Below are 24,221 nucleotides of genomic sequence, written 5' to 3' on the forward strand. Positions count from 1 at the left end.
TATTATTTATCGCAAAATTTCATTTTCAGTGAAACCACCATTGACCATTGTCACAGCATCGTTTAAGGCCATTTCAACCATATTTTTAATTGCGGTATCTGTGTAAAAGGCAATATGTGGTGATAACAGAAAGTTATCATACTGAAGTAACCGTTGTATATCTGAAGGTAATTCTGTCGTAGGTTGCTTTTGATTCATAAAATCATTTTCATTTGGTGCCACATCAAAGGCTGCACCTGCTAGCAACCCTGACTGAAGGGCTTTTTCCAACTCTACCATATCAACAATTTCGCCACGTGCAAAATTCAACATAATTGTTCCTGGCTGAATCTTGGCAAAGAAATTCTTATCGGCCATACCACGTGTTTCGTCATTTAAAGGCGTATGAAAGCTAATCACATCTGCTCGAGATAAAGCATCATCTAATGTTGTATAAGCCACAAATGGTTCATTCTGAGCTCGATAAACAGGGTCAACGCCTAACACTGTCGCCCCCAGCGCATGAAGCATTTCTGCAAGCGCCGTTCCAATACGCCCCACACCGATTACAGCGACAGTTAAATTATGAATTTCTCGTGCTTGTCCACCAGCTGCCCAAGTGTAATCTCCAACTGCCATAGCACGTTCAAATTTCTTGTTATGACGAATCAAGTTAAAAAGTTGCGTCAATGTGTATTCTGCAATTGCTCGGGGTGAATAAGCTGCAACATTCGATAGGCGAATATTATTAGCAAACGCTTCTGGTAAATTTAGCACGTCATAACCGACTTGTCGAATAGCGATTTGTTTAATATTGAATTGAGCAAGTTGGTTGTAAATTGGTGCATTAATTGTTGTCGTTTGCTGTGTAGTAATAGCATCAAATCCTTTAGCACGTTCTACCGTACTTTCATCAAGTGGTTGGTCAATAGTCACAACTTCATGCCCAGTCTTCTCAATCCATTTCTTTACATATGGTAATTCATCTGACACTGTATTGTACATTAAAATTTTCATGATACCCTCCAAATGTGTGCTAAGAATAGTTTATTTCACCGTACCCAAGAAATACTTCTTTTTACCACGACGAACCAATACAAACTTTCCATCATAATGTTTTGTTGGGTCAATTTCAAAGTTAAGGTCTGTCACTCTCTCACCACTAATTGTTATCGCACCATTTGTGACATCTTCACGAGCTTGACGTTTTGACTTTTCTACTTCTCCGTCAACTAAGAAATCGACAATATTCTTTTTCTCTGAAGTAATATCAAAACTTGGGACACCACCAAATGCATCTGCAATGTCTGCTGCTGAAAGATCGGCAACATCACCACTAAATAATGCAGCAGACAATTTTTCTGCATCTACAACCGCTTGTTCTCCGTGGACAAATTTAGTCACTTCTTGTGCCAAACGCTTCTGTGCTACTCGGCCACCAGGATTATTTTTTGATTCTTGTTCAAGTGCGTTAATTTCATCAACACCCAAGAATGTAAAGTACTTCAAATATTTCACAACATCCTCATCACTTTGGTTAAACCAGAATTGGTAAAAAGTATAAGGAGAGGTTTTCTCGGGGTTTAACCAAATAGCATTCCCTTCTGATTTCCCAAATTTTTTGCCAGATGAATCTGTCATCAAAGGAATTGTCAAACCAAATGCTTTCGCATCATTACCTTCAATTGAATGAATTAAATCAATACCAGATGTGATATTACCCCACTGATCTGATCCACCAATTTGTAATTGAACATTTTGGCGACGCCACAATTCATGGAAATCAATGCCTTGTAAAATTTGATATGTGAATTCTGTAAATGAAATACCAGTTTCTAAACGAGATGCGACCACATCCTTTTTTAACATTACATTAATAGAAAAAAGCTTTCCATAATCACGTAAAAAATCTGTTAACGTTAACTTTCCGAGCCAATCATTATTATTTACAATCGCCGTATTGGCATCCCCAAATAATTTAGTTACTTGTTCGGTAATACCTTTTTCATTTTCATGTAATTGTTCTGGTGATAATAATTGACGTTCTGTCGTTGGTCGTGGATCCCCAATAGCTCCCGTTCCACCACCAATGATAATAACCGCTTTTCCACCAGCATTTTGGAAACGCTTTAGCACCATGAATGGAATCAAATGCCCCAAATGTAATGAATCAGCTGTTGGGTCTGTTCCCACATAAGCGCCAATTTCACCTGATTGCATTGCATTAATCAATCCCTCTTCATCAGTAACTTGATTTAGCGCACCGCGCCACTTTAAATCTTCAATAAAATTCATCATTATCTCCTTTAATTACAGAAAAAATCGCCCTAATCTAAACAGACTAGGACGATTTTCACCGTGGTACCACCTAAATTGTAAGTCATCGGACCTACCACTTAATATGCCTTATCGCGGCACACGTCATTGCTTTGCACACTGTGTAACTCAACAATACCCACGGATTAGCTCACAGCAACCGCTAACTCTCTTTGACACGCATGGTATTATCTTTATCAGCGTAATGAATGTTTTTATTATACCAGAATTTCAGATAAAATAGGAAGTTTTCATTTGACTCGCATTCACAAAATTGTTTCATGTGAAACATTCAGAAACTTTCAAATCGGAAATTACTTTGACAAACACAGTAATTTAATATATGATGTAATTATTAAGAGGTAATTGAATATGGATATATCAAAAGATCTCATTCGAGGACATACTGACACAATTATTTTAAACATTCTTAGTCAAGGTGATTCCTATGGATATCAAGTTTCGAAGTCAATTAGACAGCTCTCCACAAAAAAATATGAGCTAAATGAAGCAACATTATACACTGCATTTAGGCGATTGGAAAAAGCTGGTGACATCCGAAGTTACTGGGGTGATGAAACACAAGGTGCAAGAAGGAAATATTACACTATCACATCTCAAGGGCAACAACATTTTGTAGCATCACGTCAAGAATGGGAATTTGCTAAAAACATCATTAGTCATTTAATTAGCGGAAGGATAGAAGATTATGATGAGCGTTGAAATGGAAATTAGAACTCGTTTGGATGTTATTTTTTCAAAATACACGCCAAATACACAATTGACTGAATTTAAAGAAGAACTGGTTGCCGACCTTTTGGAAGCATATCAAGATTTTTCTAAAACTGATCGTTCCCATAATGAAGCTTTGGACGATGCTTTTGAGCAACTAGGTGATATTGATAGTCTGTTAAAGGACTTGAGTGAACCTAGTACAAAAGAGAAAACAAACAAAGAATCTGAGCCAAAACGACCTTACGTGGATATTTCAAATAAAGGCGTGCACATTGGCAATTTACACATCAACAAAAAAGGCGTAACGCTTGGTGATGATATCATACTTGATGGCAAAAACAATAAAGTCCAATTTGGTGATTGGTTGCACGTTGACCGCGATGGCGCCCGTGTGGGCGATAAATACTATAAATTTGAAGATAATGTTGATTCAGATAGCAATGATAATTTTGAAAATAAAAACTGCAAGGAACCTAACTGGGCTAAAGCTCACCATCAATTGACCGTGCCAACTAGTAGCAAAGATTTTGTAATTGATTACAGCGAAGCTTTGATTCACTTCTACACAAATGATAAAATCGACCTCATTACTATTGATGAGTACTTTAGTCGTGATAATAGACGTTATTTTGCCACTATCTCTGAAAATGATAATAAAATTGTAGTTAACCAGGGTGAACATCCAATGCTCTTCCATGTCCGCACTGCTGTAAACATAGGAATTCCGCGCTCATTCACCACCGGGAAAATAGAAGTACAAAACCAAGCAGGCAGCTTATATGCACAAGACTTAGTTACCGAGAAGTTTAACGTTCAAATTAATGCCGGCAGTTTCAAAGTCAAAAATATGGATACCAAGACTGCAGATTGGCAACTTGCATCTGGCTCAATAAAGGCAACACATATCAAGGCTGAACAAGCTAAAATACATGCTCAATTAGGTGCTATCAATATCAACGATGCAACTATTGATTATGCTAAAGTTAACGCTGACTTGGGTTCGGTACGTATAGACAATCTTGTTGGTGGCGGAGAATTCACGATTAATTCAGGTTCACTTCGTTTAAGAGTTGACCAACTAACAAATGATTTGAAACTAAACTCTAATTCTGGTACCATTCGCTTAACGGCTCCAGCTGATCAAGACTTCAATTTTGAACTAGCAACTAACTCCGGAGCAGTTCATTTGGATCGCAGTGACATCCACTATAATAAAAGTTTCGATGGCTATAAAAGTGGATTTGTTGGTGCTAACCCTGAATTTACAATCGATGCAAAAGCAGCTATGGGTTCTATAAAGATATACTAATACCTATATTCGATTTCTAAGCCTAAATCAACAATTATTACATGGAGGAATAACAATGACAAAACCTAAAAAATTAACTCGCTCACGTGATAACCGTGTTATTGCCGGTGTCCTTGGCGGAATTGCTAACTATTTTAATTGGGATGCTACGTTAGTTCGAATCATTTTCGTGGTATTAGGACTCCTACCCGTTCTCCCCGGAATTTTAGTTTATATCATCGCTTGGGTGTTAATTCCTGATGAACCACATCAGATACATTATTATTCAGACGGTTCCAGAAAAGATGTCACACCTGATGACTACGATGATCGCCCTTAATTAAAACATTAATCTCAAATAGACCCCGTGGAATTTTTTCATATCCACAGGGTCTATTTACTTGCTTTGCAAAAACGCATTGTTAGTTAGTATTTTGTCTGATAAATGCCAATTTTTTTGCATGAATATCATCCGTGTTGAAATCACGTGGTCCATGATGCGCATCATCAACTAGTATCACCTCAGCTCTTTTACCCACTTTCTGATAATACTTTTCAGCCAATGAAACACTCTGTAAATAAGGTACTACGTCATCCCTAGTTCCAGCAAATAATAACAAGGGCGGCATATTCTTTGAAAAATAAGTTGCTGGATTCGCTTGTGCAACTTTACTTGGCATCTGATCCGGCCGTTTGGTGCCTAACATTATTCCTTCAAATGACTGTGCCTCACCAGTCTCGCTGAATTGTGGTTTTATGTTGAGCTCAGCAAACTGTTTAGAAAAATCGTCAACTTTGTAAGGCCCATACATCCCAATCACGCAACTAATTTTTGGAAAAAATGTGTGCTCCGCTACATCTTTGAGTCTACCTAACAATAAATGCTCAGATATTGTTGCTGCAGTTAAAACGGCTAACTGGGCTCCACTAGATTCTCCAATCAATATAATGTTGTCCGTATCAAGGCCATACTGCTTTGAATTCTTTATCAAAAAATTTATTACTGCACGAATCTCAGCGATTTGGACAGGGAAAGTTTGTTCACCGAGCTGATTAAGCGAATAATCTGGACTAACTACTGCAAAGCCATCACTCAAGAACCGTAAACTGGGATTCAGTTTATATGAGGATTTTTGTCCTCGAAGCATACCACCACCATAGACGTCTACAATAACTGGATAATTTTTCCCCACCTTAGGTAAATAAAGGTCAAGTTGATGACGTTCTCCAACCGAATAGCTAAGATCATGAAAAACCCTAGCATTTTTTGGCATATTTGCTGGAACATATTTATATGTTTTATCTTTGAATAACATACTTTCATTATAAAACAATTAACATATTCGTCAAATTGTAACAATAATATTAAAACCGATACAGATTTTACCATTACCAGGTTATAATAAGTTAAAATGGTTTAAATATAACAATTGGAGAACGTTGTATGCTTCAAAATTCTATACAACTTACAAATAACAAGCTACATGAAATACTATTTGCTGGTCGTTTCGGTATTGAAATAGAAGAACACCGTGTACAATCAGGAAGTAAAAGCCTATCCCAGCATCCACACCCACGTGATTTAGGCAATCGGAAGTATCAACCCTATTTCCAGACTGATTTCTCTGAAAGCCAAGAGGAACTAGTTACCGCTACTAAGCATTCTTCAAGAGATGCCTTAATGCATTTGCACGAACTCCAGACTATTTTGGCATCTGAACTGGCTGAGGATGAAATTATTTGGCCACTTTCGATGCCCCCACACATGTCTGCCAACGATCTTGATTATTTGCTTAATCATTTTGAACGATCTTGGTATCAAGAATATCGGGATGTTTTAGTCGAGCGTTATGGACCTTTCAAACATATTATGACTGGAATTCATGTTAATTTTTCACCAGCTGACGACTTAGTTTGGTGGTTTGGCTCTCAAAAAGAAATCAATTCCTACCCTGCTGCCAAAAATGAGTTATACTTTCAAATCGCTCAGCAGATAGCTAATTATAGGTGGCTACTGACCTATCTTTTTGGTGCAAGTCCCGTTTCCGAAAATTCAACAGATAATTTACCAACCAATTTCAAACATATGCAACCGGTTCGCTCTTGGCGCGCCAGTAATTTTGGTTTTGCAAATCATAACGATATTGAAATTGACTATACTAGCTTTGAAACGCATATACAACAAATCCAACATTATGTTGATACAGGCCAATTCTATGATAAAAGTGAGTTTTATGGTCCAGTACGTTTAAAGGCTCCAGGAAGTTTGAATAATATGGCACAACGTGGCGCCTCATACTTAGAATTTAGGATGTTTGATATCAATCCTTTCACACTAGATGGTATTTCACAAAATGCGTTAAGCTTTCTCCATTTGCTAATCATCGATGCCATCATTAATCCACAACAATGGTCAGATGACGACTTAAAAAGTGCGCAGTTTCTAAACCATACGGTAGCTTTACAACATCCAAATGATCCCCTCGTCTCTTCACTCGCCACTTCTGCTAAACAATTGACTCAACGCTTGGAGGATATTATTAAACTATCCCCCGCTGGACTACAGGAAGATTTTTTTAGCGCTCTCACATTTGCTAAGAATGCCCTTGCTGATCCAACGAAAACTATCGGGGCCCAGTTATCAAACTTCATTAGTAATGATTCTCTGGAATCATTTGCTTTGAAACGCGGACAACAGATATTGTCAGAACGAAAATCCAGCAGTAATAATTTTGTTTTTGCCCCTAATCACTTAAAACAAACTTACATCCAGGCGCATAAATTAGGATTTAAAACATTATTGCGCAAGGACAATTGTTTACAAATAAGCCAAAACGACCACGTCTGGACGTTCACAAAAAATACAGACTTAACTAAATATGTCAAAACAAAAAAGTAATGATACGGACTGTATCATTACTTTTTTAGTAGTTGTTATCTTAAAATATCAATCAAGTTTTTATTACTTGCTGTTTTTGCTGGTAAAATACCAAACACTAGACCAACAACTGTTGATGTTCCGAAAGCCAATAAGAATGTTGATAGTGAAACACTAGCTTTAAATGGTAGGAAAGCAGAAATTCCCATCGCTACCCCTAACCCTGCAAGGTAGCCAATCATCCCGCCACTAAGTGTTAACATAACTGCTTCAATCAAAAACTGCCATAAAATTTGTTTCTGAGATGCCCCCACAGCCATCCGAATACCAATTTCTTGAGTCCGCTCACTGACTGCAATATACATCATGTTCATGACCCCAATACCGGCAATAAATAACGAAATACTTGCAACAGCAACAATAAAGTAAGTAATACCCTTAATGACTGCTGTTATACCTTTCAGCATAGCTGCTGTATCAAAAAACTCATAGGATCCGGAAGCATGTTGTGAACCAATTTTATTAAGTTGATCTTTAATATCAGTTGTTGCTTTAGATATATTTGTTCCAGACACAAATGTTAGCTTTAAGGTATTCGCATTAACCGTTGCGTTACTGTTCTCAAACACGTGTCGTGGCACAACAACGTCGTAATTGTAAAATTCACCCTTTACCGCATTATTATTAATAATACCAACAATTGTATACATTGTGCCATTGATTTCAATTCCTGAATTCAACGCATTTCGATTTGTTCGATAACCTTTCTTGGCAATTGATTGACTAACCAATGCAACTGGGTTATCCATTGTGATATCTGTTGCTTTAAGGCCGTGCCCAGTAATTATCTCGCTGTCATTTGCTGTTGTTGCTAAATATACTGATGCTGTTAAGCTCTTACCATTAATAGTCCCCTCACTGGATAAGATACCATGATCATCAGACTGGACCGTAACGTTGCTGACTTTGGCATTAGCGCGAATACGCGCTAAATCATCATTATTAAACCCGGAAACTTTAGCATCATTACTTGGCGAAAATGTAATTTCCGTCGACTGCTGTCCACTACTATCGGCCTGCAAATTTTTCAACATTTCCATCCTTGCACCATCGCCAAGAGATAGGATAGTAATCACCGAAGCAATACCAATAATAATGCCAATCATAGTTAAAATACTGCGACGTTTATTTGAAATTAATGACCTGAATGAACTTACAATTAACTCACGAACCTGCATGTTGCACCTCCATGTCACTTTGTAAACGACCGTCTAAAATTCTAATCAGACGATTTGTTTGGCGTGCAACGTTTTCATCGTGTGTCACCATAATGATTGTTGTTCCATTACGATTTAGCTCTTCAAAAAGTGCCAATATCTCTCGAGATGTCGCTGAATCTAATGCCCCCGTGGGTTCATCTGCCACTAGAAAGTTAGGCCGTGTGACAATTGCACGAGCAATTGCAACACGTTGCTGTTGTCCACCCGATAAATTTTTAGGTAGTTTAGCATAACTGCCGGGTAATCCCACTTGCTCCAACACATCATTTACACGAGCAATAATATCACGTCGCTTCAAACCGGCATATAATAACGGCAACCCAACATTTTCGCCTACACTTTGGTTCCTAATTAGTTTGAAATTTTGAAAAATAAAACCAACCGATTGATTACGCAATCGAGCATGATCGCGTCTATTCAAATCATTAACTACTGTGCCGTTGAAATTATATTGTCCATCAAAATTATTGTCTAAAAAGCCAATAATATTAATCAATGTTGATTTCCCTGAACCGGACGGTCCCATAATCGCAACAAATTCACCAGCATTAATATTTAACGAAATTTCATGTAAAGCCTTATAATTTTCGTTTCCCTGTCGATAACTTTTGCTGACTGAAACTAAGTTAATCATCAACAACCTCTCCATTTGTCAACTTTGCATCCGGATTAGTAACCAATTCTTCCCCTTTACTAATACCAGAGTTAACAATGTACGTATCTCCATTTTGCGTTAAGTCAGCTTGAGCTCGACTAGCCTTACCATCAATAACTTTGTAAACACTGCCTTTATACACCGCTGATTTTGGAATTTTTAACTCTGACTGCGGTACCTTTACTTTAACGCTTTGTCCGTACAAAAATTCGTTATTAACGCTGGCAGAGAAAGGATAATACGTTGTTCCTTTGCCCTGACTAGATGGAATTTGTTCAATTTTTGTAATCTTAGTACTTTGTTTTGGCGAGCCATCAATACCGCTCACTGTGACAGTGTTTCCAGCGTGTACCTTGCTGTAATCGTATTCTGACACATTAGCTTGCAAAACTTTTTGACTTGAATTCATCGTAATGGCTGGTATACCATCTTTTGTATCGTTACTAACTGAAACAACCCCGTCAAAAGGTGCCTTTAAAGATACAGTTAATTTACCTTGTAATTCTGCTAGCTTATTTTGAGCATCTTGCAAATCACCATTTGCATCAGTTAATGCTTGTTGCGCTTGTGTAACAGTGTCCTTTAGCGAAATTTTAGTATCCGCATCTGCTTGATTGTAACTTTGTTGTGCATTTTTTAGTGTAGCTGATGCGCTGCTAACTGCGCGATTGGCTTTATTTACAACATCCTGTTGTGCACTAATAGAATCTTGCACATCTGTAGCAGTTACGGTAAGTAAAATATCACCATTTTTAACAGACTGCCCATCTTTCACATTAATCTGTTGCAATTTCCCAGTTGGTGAGTTTAAAGATTGTGTTTTTTCGGCAACTACTTTTCCTGACATTGTAAGTGGTAAGGCGCTAGTTACCTTATACACTTGATACTTGTTGTTGGCAGTTGTTGTTGGCTTTACCAGTTTATGATAAGCTTGCACACTAGTGGCAGTTACAATACCAAGTGCAGCAACACTTCCAACAACAGTTACTATGATCTTTGTCTTGCGTTTCATATACTTCCCCTACATAACATGTTAATGATTATTCAAAACTTTTTACGTCTCGTTAACTACAAAAAGTTAAAACGCAAAGGCCATTCCTGCTCCCAAAACTACTGAAATCACAATAAAAATAATCTGTGTGCGTTTTGTAATCGTACCATCCTGACGCAAAATTAATGTATATAAGAATGCCACAACAAGATTACCAATAATGCTTGCTACTTTATTATTATTCTTGTATAGATTCAAAACAGTTATTAAAAACAGATTAATGATTCCAACAGGTAGCATACTTACTACTGTGGCGTACCAAGAATTCATGAATGATACGGATTGCTTTGCCTCTTGTCCAAGTTGCGAAAGAAATATAAATAATTTGCTGAATAACGCACCAAATATAACAGATGCTGTTGCTCCAACAACTATACCAATCATTACAGGCAAAGCTGGTGTATTAAACTCAGATCCACTTACGTCTTTTATAGCGATCAAACTACTAACCATCGTTATTCCGATTAGAACCAAAGTACCAACGATTGTTAACACAATTTTAACTGTTTTTGTCATATTTCTCCCTGTTGATTACCAAGACTACAAGATTCATCATGCTTGCACCCTAACAATAGTTCAAACTGTAACAACCTGTGAAATAAAATAGATGAGTTTTGAAAATATCCCCACAAACTTTCAAAAAATCATCTATTTTTTTAAAACAAGTATAAATGAACTATCAGATAATCTCTTTTCTCCTTTATTTGTATCGGGCCTATACTATTTAGCCGATAGTTATTATTATATCAAAGTCGACACGTCCAAAATTCATCAAAAATTACGGCATATCGTATTTTTTGCGATAAATATTTTATTGACTTTTATGGTAAAATCTGATAATAATTATTTTAATTAAACAAGCCAAAAATGGATGTGATTTTTCACCTATATTTTTCGGACTTTCTTATTAATTTATAAGAAAACAATGGTATTTTCATGTATGAAACTAATAAAATAATTAAAAAGATTAGAATTGAAAACAAACTCACGCAAACAGAGTTTGCTGCTTTTTTGTCTGTATCTCACCAAACAGTTTCAAGTTGGGAACGTGCGAGAACCCGCCCCACACTTGTTATGTTGAAAAAAATATCACAATCATTTAATATACCACTTTCAAAATTATTACCCGTCGATAAGGTTCCGAAGAAAAGTAAACGTGATTTGGATAAAGAAAAATTGGCGCATACATTCTTGTGCTTATTATCTCGCTCTGATATGCGAAATGTTACTATGCAAGATATTATTCTTGAATCCGGTCTGAGTCCACACTATGTCTCATCGCTTTTTTCAACACCTTTGGATATATTAACTTTCATTGCGATAAAAATTGAACAAGAAATATCAATTGCACTGGAACATACAACAGTAACTGACCCTTTTATCATAATCGCTGACGTTATATTGCCTGTGTTATACCAGCATTGTCATGTTTTAAAAATACTCTATTCAAAAAATTATGCAAATGGCGAGTGGCTGTCTTTTTTAGAGCAAAGATACATTAAATGGGTGACTCCGTTTTTTAATAATTATTGTATTGAAAACGCCCCAATCAGCCGATTATTCGCTATTGAACTCAGCGTAAAAATGACACTCTCAATTATTTCAACTTGGTTGACTCAACCTATCCCCGAAACACCAGAAAATTTTAGAGTTCATTTCTTACAATTAGCCAAGATGTCTATCACTGACATAGCTGACTTATAACTTTTTAAATAAAAACGCCGTATTTTACTAATACGGCATTTTTATTCAATAATTATGCAAACCGTATAATTATTGATTTTATATTGTGATTTTGTTAACTTTTATATAAACAAAGCAATTTCTATGTGTATGAATAAAAATACAAACGTCGTGTATTATATCTGACTTCATCATTAATAATGGCAATTAAATTATAAAAATAATAATAGTATTGCTTTTTTATTTTATTTATTCTATACTTAGAAACATGAACAAGCAAATGAACTCACAAGTAAACAATACAATTATCAACGCAATTATTATTATTTAATAGTTGGGTTGTTATTTAACGTAACGACTCGTAATATCTGGTCGTTACGGTTATAAAGGAGTTTAAAATCTCATTTAATAACTGTAATAGTTATTAAATGAGATTTTTTGTTTGAAATAACAATAAAAGAGGAAAATATCATGACAACATCAACAACACACAACGTACAAGAATTAACTACTAAACTCTTCCAAGCATTTGATACCAACACGCCACTTGACCGAGACGAATATGTCGGCGTTGTTGATAATTTCGAAGATGCCTATAAAGTCCAAGATGACGTTCTTACTCAAAAAAATGCTCCAGTTGCTGGTTACAAGGTTTCCTTAACGTCTCAGGAGACACAAGATTTATTTAACTCTGATTCACCACTGTATGGTGCCCAATTAGCTAATCGATTTGTCCAATCTGGTTTCAATTTAGATTTAACAGCATATAATGAACCGCTAGTTGAGGTAGAACTAATGTTTACTGCAAAGAAGGACCTAACCCCATCAATGAGTGAGGTAGAACTACTTCAAAATACAACTGTTGCACCAACTTTAGAATTACCAGATGCCCGTTTCAAAAATTGGTTCCCAAAGCTCGACAAGTATCTCGTTTTGTGCGATGCGGCCGTAGGCGGTGCCGTAGTTTATGGTAATCAACGTGATGGCGCTGACTTAGATTTAGCTACTTTAGCTCGTGTTTCAGCAGTTCTGTCACACAATGATCAAGAAGTTGCCAGTGGCTTTGGCAGTGAAGTCCTTGGCAACCCAGTCACGTCACTAAAATGGCTTGTTGAAAAACTATTTTCACAAGGTAAAAATTTCCCAGCAGGAACACATGCCTCGACAGGAACATTTCTACTTCCCTTATCACTCACAGCCGGCAATTGGAAAGCGCAATTCACTGAAGGCTTTGGTTCTGTTTGGGTTCATGTGAAATAATAAAAAAGTGTTCCACGTGGAACACTTTTATAATAGGCTTGTAGCTCAATGGCAGAGCGTTGCGCTGATAACGCAGAGATAGAGGATCATTACCTTTCAGGCCGATATATACTAAATTTAAAATAGAATTTTTATCAAAATAATAGCGAGTATAACCTGTACTGCACCAGTCACAAGGCCAAAACTAAGAAACTTTCCCCCAGACTTTCTGATTGTGTCCAGCTTAAGATTCAATCCAATCCCCGCTAAGTTCACGACGCCGAAAAACCCAGAAATCTGTTTGGCTCCACTTGTTATTAAGTTGGGTAATGGAATAAAGCTATTAACTAATAGTAAAACTACGAATCCCATGATAAACCAAGGGATTTTGACCCCTTTACTATTAATATTTGTTGCTGAATCGTCTTTTTTTTGTGCCATTTTAGCAAAAACTAACACAACAACTGTCAACATGATGACACGTAACATTTTAAACAGAGTCGCATACGTGACAACAGTAGGATTAATTAATGATGCTGTTCCAACTACTTGCCCAACTGATTGAACCACACCACCAACTAATGCCCCCAGTAGTAAGTTATGTTGTCCTAACACATGTGGCCCAAGAATCGGCAAAATCAGCAATAATACGACACCGGTCAAACTAACGGTCGCAACACTTGTTCGTCGTTGATCATCAGTGGCTCCTATTGCTGGTGCTACTGATGCAATAGCACTTGACCCACAAACAGCATTACCTGCACCCATTAACATGGAAGATTTGTCAGAAACTTTAAAGACACGACCACCCATCCAAAGAACAACCAAAATAGTTAATGCCATCTGTATCAAAATAAAAGCCAAGCCATTAATGCCAAGATTTTCAATGGTTCGAAGTGTAACAGTAAGCCCCATCAATGCAATACCAATTTCGATAGGAAATTTTTCTGCCCATTTCATCCCTGGTGCGAAAGATGGCTGATTCAAAACAGTATTACCTAATAAAATACCTAGTAACATTGCGATTGCTTCGGCGCCTAAAAACGGCAACCACGTAGCCAATACTTTAGCAACTGCAGACAATATTAAAGTTATGATAATACCAGATATCATATTCTTTTTAATCTTCATATTAATTCTCCCACATATTTAACAGACATAACGAACTGTTAAATTTTAATTCGATAGTTATTATGTTACCCCCACATTTGCTATTTGTAAAATAAATATTTATAATATGTTCAATTAATTATTTTAATAGGAAGTCATATGTTTAAACGAATCCAATCCTTTATCGCAGTTTATGAAACACGTTCCTTTTCAAAGGCAGCTGAACAATTATTTATTTCTCAACCTACAGTCAGTGTGCATATTAAACAGTTAGAGTTGCAATTAAGCACTACGTTATTTGAACGAAACGGTCGTACTGAATTAGTGCCTACTACAAATGCCAGAAAATTTTACCAACATGCTCTACATCTACTTGATGACTGGCAAAGTGCAACAGACAGCTTAGATTTAGCTGAAGAAAGGTCACGTACTACAGTGAAAATAGGTGCATCGCAAACCTCATCAACTGTTCTATTGCCCAAGATTTTTGCACAAATAAAAAAAGATGAATTTAACACCATTGATTTCAAAATTGAAATGCATAATTCTGAAGAAATCTTAGCTGGTGTTTTAAATCATCAATTTGATTTTGGCATAATTGAAAAACCGATTACCCATGATTTTATTACTCGCGATACGATAGCCAGTGATCAACTTGTTTTGGCTGGCAATCTGGACAGCACTGTTTGGTTGGTTCGAGAAAAAGGTTCTGGGGTGTATCATTACACACAACAATACTTTAAACAGCATAACATTGTACCAGATCATTTCTTAACTATCGCAAATAATGACATTATTGTAAAAATGCTAGCACAAAATGTTGGTAAATCTATTGTTAGTATTCAAGCTTTACCAGAATCTGTTCCTTACAAGAAACTGGAGGACGCGTTCCACCGTCATTTTTATATTATTCACCATGAGCATAATAATCAGAGCATCATAAAAAATGAGATCGCACGCTTTATTCAGATTGCTAGAAGTTTATAAGAAAATAACTTCATCGTTTTCAAAACCTTTAATTCTTGCCAAACTTTCAACACGTACCCCGCGCTCATCTAGAATTTGACGGCCTTTTTGAAAAGTCTTTTCAATGACAACACCAACACCAACGACATTAGCATTTGCATCGTTGGCTATTTTCAGCAGCCCCTCGACAGCTTGTCCATTAGCTAAGAAATCATCGACTATTAAGATATTTTCATCAGCACTTAAGAAGCGATGATCAATCATAATATGATTCGTCGTTTGCTTTGTAAATGAATACACATCTGCAGTCCAAACATTCTCTGGCAGTGTTAAAGATTTATTTTTTCGTGCGAATACAACTGGCACATGAAGTGCCAGACCTGCAAAAACTGCCGGAGCTATTCCAGATGATTCAACCGTTACGATCTTATCAATTTTCTCATCAGAAAATATTGTTGCAAATTCTTCACCCATGGCTTGCATAAGGCCTGGGTCAACTTGATGATTTAAAAAAGAGTCCACTTTTAACACATCCTTACCCAAGACACGACCATCTTTTTTAATTCTTTGCTCTAATATTTTCATCAATCATATCCTTTTTCATTTATTGCCACTACTTTTTTAACTTGAGGCATTTTTTAGAAAAAATGGCGACAAACCATTGCCTCAATACAAAATTTGAAATAACCATTATTTTTCCGCTTTTCCAAAAGATTATTTTCGAAAGAAACCAGAAATTAGCATCAAAATACTAACCAACGCCATTAATACGAGGGTAATAACAATCGTTACCCACCAACCACTTTGTGCATCAGCAAACGGCAACCACTTCACATTTTCACCATAAAACCCACTCACAATGGTTGGGACTGTCAAAACAATTGAGTAAACGGTTAATACCTTCATCGTCCAATTCAAATCACGATTACTGAGATTACCCATCGCGTCACTAACAGAATTAATCACCTCTAGTGCTAAGTTAGCCATTCGCTTAGCTTGTTCAACTTCAACTCTTACATCATCAATATGTTCTAATTCATACTCTTTTAATAAAGTTTTAAAATCTGTTCGAAAGCTATCTAGCATCACATGATTATTGGCCAGTGAATTTTGAATATAAATCATTTGTGTTTTTAAATATAATAATTCATTCATTTGGCGTGTCGTTTGTTTTTGTTGACCAAATTGTGCTTGAATGACACGCCGTTTTTTATTAATCTCTGTTATTTCATCAACATACTTTATCATTAAAGAATATAACCCTGTCATGATAAAATCAAATGCACTAATTTCGTCCTCTTGAGCTCGTATTTGTTGATTTTGCGGATCTAATATAATTGGCTTGATGTAATCTGTGGGCTCATGCGTAAATGTATAGACATCATTATGAGCAAATAAAATACCAATTGGCCTCGTCTCTACATTGTTGTCTTGATGTACAATCACGTCAATCACCATCAAGGTTTCACCCGCATGCCGATCATATTCCATGCGCACACTCTCATTATTATCAACAGCATATCCTATCATTTCATTGGTTAAATGGTGCTCTTTGACGAGGCTTTCATGTTCTTCAACTGTCAAATTTGAAATGTGATACCATGTAAAGTTTTTTACGTTTTTAACTATCTCAATCATTCTCTGCCATCCCTATAAGTTAGATTTTGTGGCTTTGCAAATACTGATTTCCCAACAACTAAAAATCCTTCTCGTTCGTAAAAACGTTGGGCAGCAACATTAGCTGTAACCACTTTTAATTCTAACGCTTGCGTTACTTGATTGCGCGCCCAATCAAGTAATTTTGCACCAATGCCACAACCATTCCAGCCTTCTTTAATAAATAGCAGATGTAAAAAACTATCACGCTTGGATAAGGATGCAAATCCTACAACTTCTTGATTAATAATAGCGACCTCAACCACCTCACCATGAGAAACTCTAGCAAAATCCTCTAATTTAGGATGTTTAACCCAAGAAAAGTTATGTTGTCGAGCACCTAAATAAATACGCGCAAGTGCCTCTGAATCGTCAGGCTGCATTGCGCGTAGTACTAGATTTTTCGTTGATTTAGTTTGCAAAAAATTTTTTGGACTGGTCATTAATATTCTCTTTTGATTGCTTATCTGAGTTCCAGAATGGCACATAGATTTTACCAAGTACATGCTTCTTTTCAACATAACCAAACATACGACTGTCATTTGAAACCGATCGGTGATCGCCTAGTACAAAGTATGAATTCTTTGGTACAACTGTTGTGTTACGATCTTTCTTTTGCCAAAAATCTCGAGATGATAGCGTTTTTAACGTCCAATCGCCCCAAGTGCCCCCTGATTGTTGCTCTAATCCAATGTAATCCTGATTAACTTTTTTACCATTAACATATAAATTCGCACCTTTATGTGATACTGTATCACCGCCAACAGCAATTACCCGTTTCACGTAATCCTTGTGCCCAGATTTAATTTGTGGATCCTCACTGGTTGCGTCAAAAACGATGACATCCCCACGCTTCACAGTAGATATTTTGCTCTCAATAACTAATTCGCCATTGTCTAAATTGGGATTCATTGACGGTCCATCGACTGTCACCAAAGTAAACAGAAATGTGCGGATAATCAAAGCAATGAAAAGACCAATGACAATAGGTATTACCCAGTTTTTTATAAAGTTCATATCATTATCTGCCCCTCTAACATTAAATAATATTATATCAGTTTTTTTAAATTATTTATACAAAAAAAGCTAGAAACAGTGTTATAACAACATTGTTTCCAGCTAATAATATCATTTTTTACCGCTTGCGGCGTTTTGCTTTTCTGATTTTACGTTGTTTTTCTTTTTCAAGTTGCGCTGCTGCTTCACGTTCACGTCGTATTTTGAAAGGATTTTGTAAGAAGAACGTCTGTACAGTTTGGAAAGCATTTCCCACAACCCAGTACAGTGACAAAGCACTCGGAACGGCTAGAGCAGAGAAAAAGATAATTACAGGGAAAATGTACGGCATGGCCTTAGTCATACCATTTTGATCAGGGTTAGATTGCATTGAGAGCCATGATGATGCAAACGTGAACAATGCGGCCAACACCGGTAAAATAAAGTACGGATCATTACTTCCTAATTGTAGCCACAGAAACTTTCCCGATCTTAGAACAGGTGAATTCCAAATTGACTGATACAGTGCAATTAAAATAGGCATCTGCACAATTAAAGGTAGCATTGAAGCAAATGGATTTACTCCAGCATCCTTATATAGTGCTTGTTGCTCTGCCATCATTAACTGACGACTTTCGGTATCCTTACCTGGATACTTTGCTTGTAATTCTTTTAAAGCAGGCTGAACCACTTGCATTTTCATCATTGATTGCACTTGATATACCATTAGTGGCAGAATCAAGAAGCGAATAAAAATGGTAAACAGGACAATACCCATACCATAGTTATTGCCAAACCAACTCGAAGCACCTAAAATAGCTCTTGTAAACACCGCGACAATCGCACTCCAGAAACTATGTGATGTCACATGTCCATCATACGACAACCCGGATACAATGATTAAGACCAAAGCTACTCCTGCCATAATCAAAGGTAACGGTCCAATTCTCTTCAAAATATTCTCAAATCGCTTCATTCGTTCTCTTCTTTCAATATCTTAGCCAACTTTAACACATGAATCATTTGGCTTTTCAAAAATTTTTGACTTCTGTGTGCTGCAGCAGGGCGTGCAATGACTAATAAATCCAACTCTTGAGGTAACTCAGGTTTCAATTCTAACAAGCTCTGACGGATACGACGTTTAACCCAAACCCGCTCATGTGCTTTACCTAATTTTTTACTAACCGAAAGCCCAACACGAAAATGTTTTTGCTCTGGTTTATCCATTTGATAAACAATAAAATACTTATTAGCTACAGAACGGTGTTTATTAAAAACATGTTGAAATTCTTCTGGTTTTTTTATGCGGAATGTTTTTCTCATGAAATTACTCCCTATTTATGTACGTAGCCGTATCAACATGCCTAAATGGTTACTAAAATGTTCATCTTCACGATAAATAATATATTATTTTTTCTTCATGTACTAAATAAAAAAGCCACTGCATAGCAGCGACCTTGTTAGGCAGATAGAACCTTGCGGCCCTTTGCACGACGGCGAGCCAAAACTTTACGACCGTTGCTCGTGCTCATACGCTTACGGAATCCGTGTACGCGTTCACGATGACGCTTTTTTGGTTGGTATGTACGCTTCATGTGTGTTCACCTCCATTCACGATTTTTACCTGCAAAAACTTTGCAATTCGAGTTTAATCATATCATGAAATCAACCCCAGCACAAGCGCACTAGATTTTTTTTCAAATACTTAACTATTATACGCTCTTTATTATGTTAATAGCAATATAATCCTCATTTCAGCATTGACAATCAAACTTTTGTTACAATAAATTTTAGAAACATATTATATGTCATTTTAAAATTTTTTAATCCTATTTGCTCAAATATTATCAAGGTACCCCAAGGACTCTTCTCATGCGCAAACTAACACATCCCAATCACAATTGTATTTCAGAAACTGTTCTATTTAGTCAGCTTCCCAAAGATGAACTAAATATGATTAGCAAACAAATCAATTACATTGAATACGCGCCTGGGGAAACCATTTTTGATGTAGAGGACGATTCTGATCGACTACTATTAGTACATCAAGGCAAACTAAAGATCAGCCAAACTTCAAGCAATGGAAAAGAACAAACGCTTTATTTCTTAAATGAAGGCGACATTGATGGAGAAGAATCTTTAATTATAGGTTCACGCCACGCGGTAACGTGTGTCGCTGTGGTAAAATCTCGCATTTGTGAGATTCACAGAGGCGATTTTCTGACCTTAACAAAACGACAACCAACAATTGGTTTATCATTAGCCATATCGATTGCTGAAAAAATGCAAAAATTACAAACTCAACAGGCTAATCTCCTAACAGGATCTGTAGAAGAAAGACTTCTTAAGTTTTTAAAAGATACTGCTGAAGAAATGGATAGCTTAACTTTTTCATTACCGATGTCCAAAAAAGAATTAGCAGCTTATCTTGGTACAATTCCTTCTACATTAAGTCGTAATTTAACAAAATTAGAAGAAAAACGAGTTATTAGTAGCAGTACAAAAGGACAAATCGTGTTAAATATCACAAAAATAGATAACTCTTGACTTAGGTCAATTACTTATGTGATTGTTTGAGCTTATAATTGATGTACAGATTACAATTACTAATCGGAGGACATACATCATGAAAATAGGTATAATTGGTGCTACACATGCTGGCGTATACGCAGCCAAACAAATCAAGTCGGAGCATCCTGAGGCAGAAGTAACTGTATTTGAAAAAAATACTACTGTTTCATTTTTGTCGTGCGGCATAGCTTTGTGGATTGGTGATCATGTTTCTGATCCTGAAAAAATGTTTTACGAAACTCCTGAATCAATGCGCAACCAAGGTATTACCATGTTGATGGCGCATCAAGTCAATGAAGCTGACCTAAAATCTAAAACATTAACAGTAACTAATTTAGATACAGAAGAGGTTACAACACAACAATTTGACAAAATAGTTATCACAACTGGTTCAAAGCCCGTTATTCCAAATATTCCTGGGATTGACAGTAACCGTGTGTATTTCTGTAAATCTTGGGATGACGCTACCCGTATTAAAAGCGTTGCCAAAGATCTCAAACGTGTAGCTGTCATTGGTGCTGGTTACATTGGGGCTGAGTTAGCTGAACAACTTTCTGTTACTGGAAAACAAGTGACGTTAATTGATGGTGCTGACCGCGTGTTGGCAAAAAATTTTGGCCCAGCTTTCACCGAGCGTATTCAAAAAGAATACGAAAAAAACAATGTTGACGTGGTTCTCAACCAGTTTGTATCTAAATTCGAAAACACGCCTAACGGTATCAAAATAACCACACCAAATGGCTCATACGAAGCTGATATTGCAATACTAGGCATTGGATTCTTACCAAACACCGATTTATTCAGCGGTCAACTTGAGACACTCCCAAATGGTGCGATAATTGTTAACGATTATATGCAAACTAGTGAAGACAACGTTTATGCCGCTGGGGATGCCAGTACCGTCTTTTTCAATCCAACCCAAGCAATTGATTACATCCCCTTGGCTACAAACGCTATCCGCCAAGGTATACTAGTCGGTAAAAACATTGTTGAACCAACAACTCGTTACCTCGGAACACAAGCTACTTCCGCAGTCGAACTATATGAACAGGCCATGGTTGCTACCGGATTAAATAGTGCGACTGCTAAAGAAAAAGGTCTTGATGTCATTGAAACAGTTATCGAAAGTGATTATCGCCCCGACTTTATGTTAAGTACAACTTCTGTTCTTAGTTCATTAACTTGGGAAAAAGATACTGGCCGAATTGTTGGCGGTTCGTTTATGTCTCAACATGATGTGTCGCAATCTGCCAATCTTGTTTCTATATCCATTCAAAAACAGATGACAATTGATGAATTAGCAATGTCTGACTTTTTCTTCCAACCCAACTTTAGTCAACCAATTAACTACATCCCTGAAGTTGCCTTAGCCGCTGTCGCTGAGAAACAAGCCTTGACATTAGCTTATTGATGAATTTATTGAATTAATGAATACAAATAAAACACGACTTTCTATAGCGAGTCGTGTTTTATTCTTGTAGCGTGATTTTTATATTTAAATTATTGGCCCTTGTCGACTAAGTTTGAAACCATAGACACAGTAGAATTACATCACTGTCAAGCTTTGATCAAAGTTCTTTTTAATTTCAAATGAGCCCTAGATTGCAGAGAAGCCCAAAGAGCCATTCATGACGATGTAATTTTTTCATCAATATTCTGCCATCTTTTGACAAATTATGATTGAGAGATAGTTTTCGAAGTTCATTAGTCACACTTGTTAATGCTCTGTATTCTGATGCTTTTGGATTATTCAACTTTTTAGTTGTATCAGAGATTAATTTTTCTTCCGCGCGATTTAAATTGGGGTGTTTTTCTAAAAAATTTAATAAATATTTTCGTTTATCCGTTTTGAACATGGTTTTCCTTTTAATTTTTACGTTCGTTAATTGTTATCAAGTTTAAAAGTATTGCATATTATTTAAACATACGCGATAACCGTTCGTCACTTTTTTGCGAAATTAATTAGTATAAGCCATTTGATAAATAAAAATAGTCCGGTGAAAATGATTCGAATCAATTTCACTAGGCTATTTTTGTTTACTTTATACAGTCTATGCCACAAAAAGACTATTCAAATGAAGCCCACAATTTTACAATTGCTTGTACACCTTCATCCCCATGCTCTTGACTCAATCGCTCAAAGAGTTGCTCGGCAAGTTGAGTATTGGGCAAATCTATATCCATTTCCTTGGCAGCGTCCAACGCTATTCGTAAGTCTTTTAATAAATGTTTGACATAAAATCCAGGCGCATAATCACCTTGGAAAATACGTGGTATATAATTATCGACCGACCAAGATCCTGCAGCGCCTTTACGCCAAACATTGTAGGCACTCTCTAAATCAAGGCCAGCTGCTTTTGCATAAACTAAGGATTCTGCCATTGTAATAACAGTTGCTGCAACACCAATATTGTTGCTCATCTTCATGTGTTGTCCCTTGCCCGCTGAACCAGCAAGAACAATTTGCTGACCAATAACTCCTAATACAGGTTTAATCTCATCAAGAACTTGTTGTTCGCCACCAACCATAATCGTTAATGTCCCATTCTTAGCACCAATGTCACCACCTGAAACTGGCGCATCCAACACTTTGAATCCTAAATCAGCACCAGTTTGAGCCAATTGTTCTGCCAAACGTGGTGTTGAAGTTGTCATATCAACCAAAATTGAACCCTTTTTAGCACCAGCAAAAACACCATCATCACTCGTCCACACTTCTTCAACATCTTTTGGATAACCAACCATCGTAAAAGTAATATCCGAGTACTGAGCAACTTTGGCTGGTGTATCTCGCCAGATAGCGCCATTATTGAGCACTGCATTTGCTTTGCTATGGGTACGATTAAAAACTGATACCTCATAGCCCGCTTGCAATAAATTATTAATTATTCCTGTGCCCATTACACCAGTACCAATAAATCCGATATTCATACTTCATCCTCCTTAATTTAAAAGCACCACACCCATGTGTAATGCTTTTAAATAGCTATTTTGTAGTAATCAGTTTTTGAATAGTCTTTAAAACACCACTATGATTATTATCCGACAATGCAACATTAAATTGACCGATGATGTCAGCATCCGGCATTTTATAAGGCAGCCCAACTGCGTTTAACATTTCCAAATCATTACCGCCATCACCAAAAGCAACAGCATGAGACAAGTCAAGAGCATAACTTTCAGCTAACATTTTTAATCCTTCAGCCTTATTGACATAGGCAGGAACAATATCAATAGCCCCAGTACCTGTTTCCGTAATATGCACATCATCACCAAAGAATGCAAGGGCATCATCGTAAAACCTTTTTTCGTCAAAGTTTGTCCAACTCATAGTGACTTTGTAGATTGGTTCGTTAATTTCACGTACGTCATCGAAACTTTTAACGTACTTAAAGTATTTAAAATAACGCTTGTTACTTGCCATATCCAAATCCAAAGGCAAATAAGCGGTCTCATCTGTTGAAAAAACCAAACTACGGTCTGGACGCATACTATAGTTATTCAAGAATTGTTGGATTTTACGTAAAGTTGCCGGCGGGAGCACTTTCGAGAACAACACAGTGCCATCGCTTTTCACCACACGAGCCCCATTATTGGTAACAAAATTCAAGGGTTCATTAAGAAAATCTTTAAATAAGATATTAATGCGTTCTTGATGAACCCCTGTGGCTATTGTAAATTGAATATGCTTCTTATTTAATTCACGCAATACATTCCGGAACAATGCTTGATCAAACTTCTTATCGTCCGTCAAAAACGTACCGTCTAAATCCGTTGCTATCAGCTGAATGGTCAATGTTGGAAAGTTCCTTTACCTG

27 protein-coding genes and 1 tRNA gene are annotated in these 24,221 nt (G+C 36.7%); 10 read left to right on the forward strand and 18 right to left on the reverse strand.

Annotated elements, in window-relative coordinates; translation table 11 throughout:
* Positions 1-6: 6 nt before the first annotated feature.
* Positions 7-996, reverse strand: coding sequence for a D-2-hydroxyacid dehydrogenase (locus JNUCC76_RS10915; protein ID WP_454154791.1), 990 nt, complete (start codon positions 994-996; stop codon positions 7-9).
* Between the two features lie 30 nt (positions 997-1,026).
* Positions 1,027-2,274, reverse strand: coding sequence for a tyrosine--tRNA ligase (gene tyrS / locus JNUCC76_RS10920; RefSeq protein ID WP_072614428.1), 1,248 nt, complete (start codon positions 2,272-2,274; stop codon positions 1,027-1,029).
* Between the two features lie 393 nt (positions 2,275-2,667).
* On the opposite strand from tyrS, the gene JNUCC76_RS10925 reads away from it, so the two are divergent.
* The 3 genes from JNUCC76_RS10925 to JNUCC76_RS10935 are packed head-to-tail and all read left to right on the forward strand — an operon-like array spanning position 2,668 to position 4,658.
* Entirely contained in the window at positions 2,668-3,018 is a 351-nt protein-coding gene (locus tag JNUCC76_RS10925; RefSeq protein ID WP_454154792.1) for a PadR family transcriptional regulator, read from the forward strand.
* Positions 3,005-4,339, forward strand: coding sequence for a DUF4097 family beta strand repeat-containing protein (locus tag JNUCC76_RS10930; protein WP_454154794.1), 1,335 nt, complete (start codon positions 3,005-3,007; stop codon positions 4,337-4,339). The genes JNUCC76_RS10925 and JNUCC76_RS10930 overlap by 14 nt, the downstream gene beginning before the upstream one ends.
* 55 nt (positions 4,340-4,394) lie before the next feature.
* Entirely contained in the window at positions 4,395-4,658 is a 264-nt protein-coding gene (locus tag JNUCC76_RS10935) for a PspC domain-containing protein (RefSeq protein ID WP_454154796.1), read from the forward strand.
* A gap of 82 nt (positions 4,659-4,740) precedes the next feature.
* Here JNUCC76_RS10935 and JNUCC76_RS10940 read toward each other — a convergent pair whose 3' ends face one another.
* Entirely contained in the window at positions 4,741-5,634 is an 894-nt protein-coding gene (locus JNUCC76_RS10940) for an alpha/beta hydrolase fold domain-containing protein (protein ID WP_454154798.1), read from the reverse strand.
* A 128-nt stretch (positions 5,635-5,762) separates the two neighbouring features.
* Between JNUCC76_RS10940 and JNUCC76_RS10945 the strand changes: the two genes are divergently transcribed.
* Positions 5,763-7,217, forward strand: coding sequence for a glutamate--cysteine ligase (locus JNUCC76_RS10945; RefSeq protein ID WP_454154800.1), 1,455 nt, complete (start codon positions 5,763-5,765; stop codon positions 7,215-7,217).
* A gap of 35 nt (positions 7,218-7,252) precedes the next feature.
* Here the strand turns inward: JNUCC76_RS10945 and JNUCC76_RS10950 are convergent, their stop codons facing one another.
* From JNUCC76_RS10950 to JNUCC76_RS10965, 4 genes are all read right to left on the reverse strand, one after another.
* The gene (locus tag JNUCC76_RS10950; RefSeq protein ID WP_454154802.1) at positions 7,253-8,434 is read right to left on the reverse strand and encodes an ABC transporter permease; all 1,182 of its coding nucleotides are present in this window, start codon (positions 8,432-8,434) and stop codon (positions 7,253-7,255) included.
* The gene (locus tag JNUCC76_RS10955; protein ID WP_454154804.1) at positions 8,421-9,110 is read right to left on the reverse strand and encodes an ABC transporter ATP-binding protein; all 690 of its coding nucleotides are present in this window, start codon (positions 9,108-9,110) and stop codon (positions 8,421-8,423) included. Before JNUCC76_RS10955 ends, JNUCC76_RS10950 begins: the two co-directional genes overlap by 14 nt.
* Entirely contained in the window at positions 9,103-10,143 is a 1,041-nt protein-coding gene (locus tag JNUCC76_RS10960) for an efflux RND transporter periplasmic adaptor subunit (protein ID WP_454154806.1), read from the reverse strand. Before JNUCC76_RS10960 ends, JNUCC76_RS10955 begins: the two co-directional genes overlap by 8 nt.
* 66 nt (positions 10,144-10,209) lie before the next feature.
* Positions 10,210-10,698: an MFS transporter gene (locus JNUCC76_RS10965; protein WP_454154807.1), complete on the reverse strand. Its 489-nt coding sequence runs from the start codon at positions 10,696-10,698 to the stop codon at positions 10,210-10,212.
* Between the two features lie 420 nt (positions 10,699-11,118).
* Between JNUCC76_RS10965 and JNUCC76_RS10970 the strand changes: the two genes are divergently transcribed.
* The 3 genes from JNUCC76_RS10970 to JNUCC76_RS10980 all read left to right on the forward strand — a co-directional run bounded on the left by JNUCC76_RS10970 (position 11,119) and on the right by JNUCC76_RS10980 (position 13,230).
* Positions 11,119-11,886, forward strand: a complete 768-nt coding sequence (locus tag JNUCC76_RS10970) for a helix-turn-helix transcriptional regulator (RefSeq protein WP_454154809.1) — start codon at positions 11,119-11,121, stop codon at positions 11,884-11,886.
* A gap of 450 nt (positions 11,887-12,336) precedes the next feature.
* Positions 12,337-13,125: a 2-keto-4-pentenoate hydratase gene (locus tag JNUCC76_RS10975; RefSeq protein WP_454154810.1), complete on the forward strand. Its 789-nt coding sequence runs from the start codon at positions 12,337-12,339 to the stop codon at positions 13,123-13,125.
* 34 nt (positions 13,126-13,159) lie between these two features.
* Positions 13,160-13,230, forward strand: a tRNA-Ile gene (locus JNUCC76_RS10980).
* A gap of 12 nt (positions 13,231-13,242) precedes the next feature.
* Here the strand turns inward: JNUCC76_RS10980 and JNUCC76_RS10985 are convergent.
* A complete protein-coding gene (locus JNUCC76_RS10985) occupies positions 13,243-14,235 on the reverse strand; it encodes a YeiH family protein (protein ID WP_454154811.1) in 993 nt (330 codons plus the stop codon).
* A 138-nt stretch (positions 14,236-14,373) separates the two neighbouring features.
* Between JNUCC76_RS10985 and JNUCC76_RS10990 the strand changes: the two genes are divergently transcribed.
* Complete coding sequence (locus JNUCC76_RS10990) at positions 14,374-15,201, forward strand: LysR family transcriptional regulator (RefSeq protein WP_454154812.1); 828 nt, start codon at positions 14,374-14,376, stop codon at positions 15,199-15,201.
* Here JNUCC76_RS10990 and JNUCC76_RS10995 read toward each other — a convergent pair.
* The 7 genes from JNUCC76_RS10995 to rpmH all read right to left on the reverse strand — a co-directional run bounded on the left by JNUCC76_RS10995 (position 15,196) and on the right by rpmH (position 19,427).
* The gene (locus JNUCC76_RS10995) at positions 15,196-15,765 is read right to left on the reverse strand and encodes a xanthine phosphoribosyltransferase (protein ID WP_454154814.1); all 570 of its coding nucleotides are present in this window, start codon (positions 15,763-15,765) and stop codon (positions 15,196-15,198) included. The two genes, JNUCC76_RS10990 and JNUCC76_RS10995, sit on opposite strands and share 6 nt — an antisense overlap.
* 129 nt (positions 15,766-15,894) lie before the next feature.
* Positions 15,895-16,818, reverse strand: coding sequence for a magnesium transporter CorA family protein (locus JNUCC76_RS11000; protein ID WP_454154816.1), 924 nt, complete (start codon positions 16,816-16,818; stop codon positions 15,895-15,897).
* Positions 16,815-17,279, reverse strand: coding sequence for a GNAT family N-acetyltransferase (locus tag JNUCC76_RS11005; RefSeq protein ID WP_454154818.1), 465 nt, complete (start codon positions 17,277-17,279; stop codon positions 16,815-16,817). The genes JNUCC76_RS11000 and JNUCC76_RS11005 overlap by 4 nt, the downstream gene beginning before the upstream one ends.
* A complete protein-coding gene (lepB, locus tag JNUCC76_RS11010; RefSeq protein ID WP_454154820.1) occupies positions 17,248-17,853 on the reverse strand; it encodes a signal peptidase I in 606 nt (201 codons plus the stop codon). The genes JNUCC76_RS11005 and lepB overlap by 32 nt, the downstream gene beginning before the upstream one ends.
* Positions 17,854-17,971: 118 nt before the next feature.
* Positions 17,972-18,808 (reverse strand): YidC/Oxa1 family membrane protein insertase, encoded by an 837-nt coding sequence (locus tag JNUCC76_RS11015; RefSeq protein WP_454154822.1) that lies wholly within the window; start codon positions 18,806-18,808, stop codon positions 17,972-17,974.
* Positions 18,805-19,155, reverse strand: coding sequence for a ribonuclease P protein component (gene rnpA / locus JNUCC76_RS11020; RefSeq protein WP_454154824.1), 351 nt, complete (start codon positions 19,153-19,155; stop codon positions 18,805-18,807). The genes JNUCC76_RS11015 and rnpA overlap by 4 nt, the downstream gene beginning before the upstream one ends.
* Positions 19,156-19,292: 137 nt before the next feature.
* The gene (gene rpmH, locus JNUCC76_RS11025; protein ID WP_002816117.1) at positions 19,293-19,427 is read right to left on the reverse strand and encodes a 50S ribosomal protein L34; all 135 of its coding nucleotides are present in this window, start codon (positions 19,425-19,427) and stop codon (positions 19,293-19,295) included.
* Between the two features lie 277 nt (positions 19,428-19,704).
* Here rpmH and JNUCC76_RS11030 point away from each other — a divergent pair, with 277 nt between their 5' ends.
* The gene (locus JNUCC76_RS11030) at positions 19,705-20,379 is read left to right on the forward strand and encodes a Crp/Fnr family transcriptional regulator (RefSeq protein ID WP_454154827.1); all 675 of its coding nucleotides are present in this window, start codon (positions 19,705-19,707) and stop codon (positions 20,377-20,379) included.
* A 79-nt stretch (positions 20,380-20,458) separates the two neighbouring features.
* Complete coding sequence (locus JNUCC76_RS11035; RefSeq protein WP_454154829.1) at positions 20,459-21,814, forward strand: FAD-dependent oxidoreductase; 1,356 nt, start codon at positions 20,459-20,461, stop codon at positions 21,812-21,814.
* Between the two features lie 175 nt (positions 21,815-21,989).
* Here the strand turns inward: JNUCC76_RS11035 and JNUCC76_RS11040 are convergent, their stop codons facing one another.
* The 3 genes from JNUCC76_RS11040 to JNUCC76_RS11050 form a co-directional block, all read right to left on the reverse strand.
* The gene (locus JNUCC76_RS11040) at positions 21,990-22,259 is read right to left on the reverse strand and encodes a hypothetical protein (protein WP_454154831.1); all 270 of its coding nucleotides are present in this window, start codon (positions 22,257-22,259) and stop codon (positions 21,990-21,992) included.
* 211 nt (positions 22,260-22,470) lie between these two features.
* Positions 22,471-23,334, reverse strand: a complete 864-nt coding sequence (locus tag JNUCC76_RS11045; RefSeq protein WP_454154833.1) for an NAD(P)-dependent oxidoreductase — start codon at positions 23,332-23,334, stop codon at positions 22,471-22,473.
* A gap of 55 nt (positions 23,335-23,389) precedes the next feature.
* A complete protein-coding gene (locus JNUCC76_RS11050) occupies positions 23,390-24,199 on the reverse strand; it encodes an HAD-IIB family hydrolase (RefSeq protein WP_454154835.1) in 810 nt (269 codons plus the stop codon).
* Between the last annotated feature and the right edge of the window lie 22 nt (positions 24,200-24,221).

Source organism: Leuconostoc sp. JNUCC 76 (assembly GCF_053667755.1).

Excerpts from the sequence above, each read along its gene's own strand:
- JNUCC76_RS10930 (WP_454154794.1), top strand. The coding sequence starts at position 3,005 with ATGATGAGCGTTGAAATGGAAATTAGAACTCGTTTGGATGTTATTTTT.
- JNUCC76_RS11000 (WP_454154816.1), bottom strand. The coding sequence starts at position 16,818 with ATGATTGAGATAGTTAAAAACGTAAAAAACTTTACATGGTATCACATT.
- JNUCC76_RS11015 (WP_454154822.1), bottom strand. The coding sequence starts at position 18,808 with ATGAAGCGATTTGAGAATATTTTGAAGAGAATTGGACCGTTACCTTTG.
- JNUCC76_RS11030 (WP_454154827.1), top strand. The coding sequence starts at position 19,705 with ATGCGCAAACTAACACATCCCAATCACAATTGTATTTCAGAAACTGTT.
- JNUCC76_RS10970 (WP_454154809.1), top strand. The coding sequence starts at position 11,119 with ATGTATGAAACTAATAAAATAATTAAAAAGATTAGAATTGAAAACAAA.
- JNUCC76_RS10935 (WP_454154796.1), top strand. The coding sequence starts at position 4,395 with ATGACAAAACCTAAAAAATTAACTCGCTCACGTGATAACCGTGTTATT.
- JNUCC76_RS10940 (WP_454154798.1), bottom strand. The coding sequence starts at position 5,634 with ATGTTATTCAAAGATAAAACATATAAATATGTTCCAGCAAATATGCCA.
- JNUCC76_RS11045 (WP_454154833.1), bottom strand. The coding sequence starts at position 23,334 with ATGAATATCGGATTTATTGGTACTGGTGTAATGGGCACAGGAATAATT.
- JNUCC76_RS11035 (WP_454154829.1), top strand. The coding sequence starts at position 20,459 with ATGAAAATAGGTATAATTGGTGCTACACATGCTGGCGTATACGCAGCC.
- lepB (WP_454154820.1), bottom strand. The coding sequence starts at position 17,853 with ATGAACTTTATAAAAAACTGGGTAATACCTATTGTCATTGGTCTTTTC.
- JNUCC76_RS10995 (WP_454154814.1), bottom strand. The coding sequence starts at position 15,765 with ATGAAAATATTAGAGCAAAGAATTAAAAAAGATGGTCGTGTCTTGGGT.
- rnpA (WP_454154824.1), bottom strand. The coding sequence starts at position 19,155 with ATGAGAAAAACATTCCGCATAAAAAAACCAGAAGAATTTCAACATGTT.
- rpmH (WP_002816117.1), bottom strand. The coding sequence starts at position 19,427 with ATGAAGCGTACATACCAACCAAAAAAGCGTCATCGTGAACGCGTACAC.
- JNUCC76_RS10925 (WP_454154792.1), top strand. The coding sequence starts at position 2,668 with ATGGATATATCAAAAGATCTCATTCGAGGACATACTGACACAATTATT.
- JNUCC76_RS10915 (WP_454154791.1), bottom strand. The coding sequence starts at position 996 with ATGAAAATTTTAATGTACAATACAGTGTCAGATGAATTACCATATGTA.
- JNUCC76_RS11005 (WP_454154818.1), bottom strand. The coding sequence starts at position 17,279 with ATGACCAGTCCAAAAAATTTTTTGCAAACTAAATCAACGAAAAATCTA.
- JNUCC76_RS10965 (WP_454154807.1), bottom strand. The coding sequence starts at position 10,698 with ATGACAAAAACAGTTAAAATTGTGTTAACAATCGTTGGTACTTTGGTT.
- JNUCC76_RS10985 (WP_454154811.1), bottom strand. The coding sequence starts at position 14,235 with ATGAAGATTAAAAAGAATATGATATCTGGTATTATCATAACTTTAATA.
- JNUCC76_RS11040 (WP_454154831.1), bottom strand. The coding sequence starts at position 22,259 with ATGTTCAAAACGGATAAACGAAAATATTTATTAAATTTTTTAGAAAAA.
- JNUCC76_RS10950 (WP_454154802.1), bottom strand. The coding sequence starts at position 8,434 with ATGCAGGTTCGTGAGTTAATTGTAAGTTCATTCAGGTCATTAATTTCA.
- JNUCC76_RS10945 (WP_454154800.1), top strand. The coding sequence starts at position 5,763 with ATGCTTCAAAATTCTATACAACTTACAAATAACAAGCTACATGAAATA.
- JNUCC76_RS10960 (WP_454154806.1), bottom strand. The coding sequence starts at position 10,143 with ATGAAACGCAAGACAAAGATCATAGTAACTGTTGTTGGAAGTGTTGCT.
- JNUCC76_RS10975 (WP_454154810.1), top strand. The coding sequence starts at position 12,337 with ATGACAACATCAACAACACACAACGTACAAGAATTAACTACTAAACTC.
- JNUCC76_RS10990 (WP_454154812.1), top strand. The coding sequence starts at position 14,374 with ATGTTTAAACGAATCCAATCCTTTATCGCAGTTTATGAAACACGTTCC.
- JNUCC76_RS10955 (WP_454154804.1), bottom strand. The coding sequence starts at position 9,110 with ATGATTAACTTAGTTTCAGTCAGCAAAAGTTATCGACAGGGAAACGAA.
- tyrS (WP_072614428.1), bottom strand. The coding sequence starts at position 2,274 with ATGAATTTTATTGAAGATTTAAAGTGGCGCGGTGCGCTAAATCAAGTT.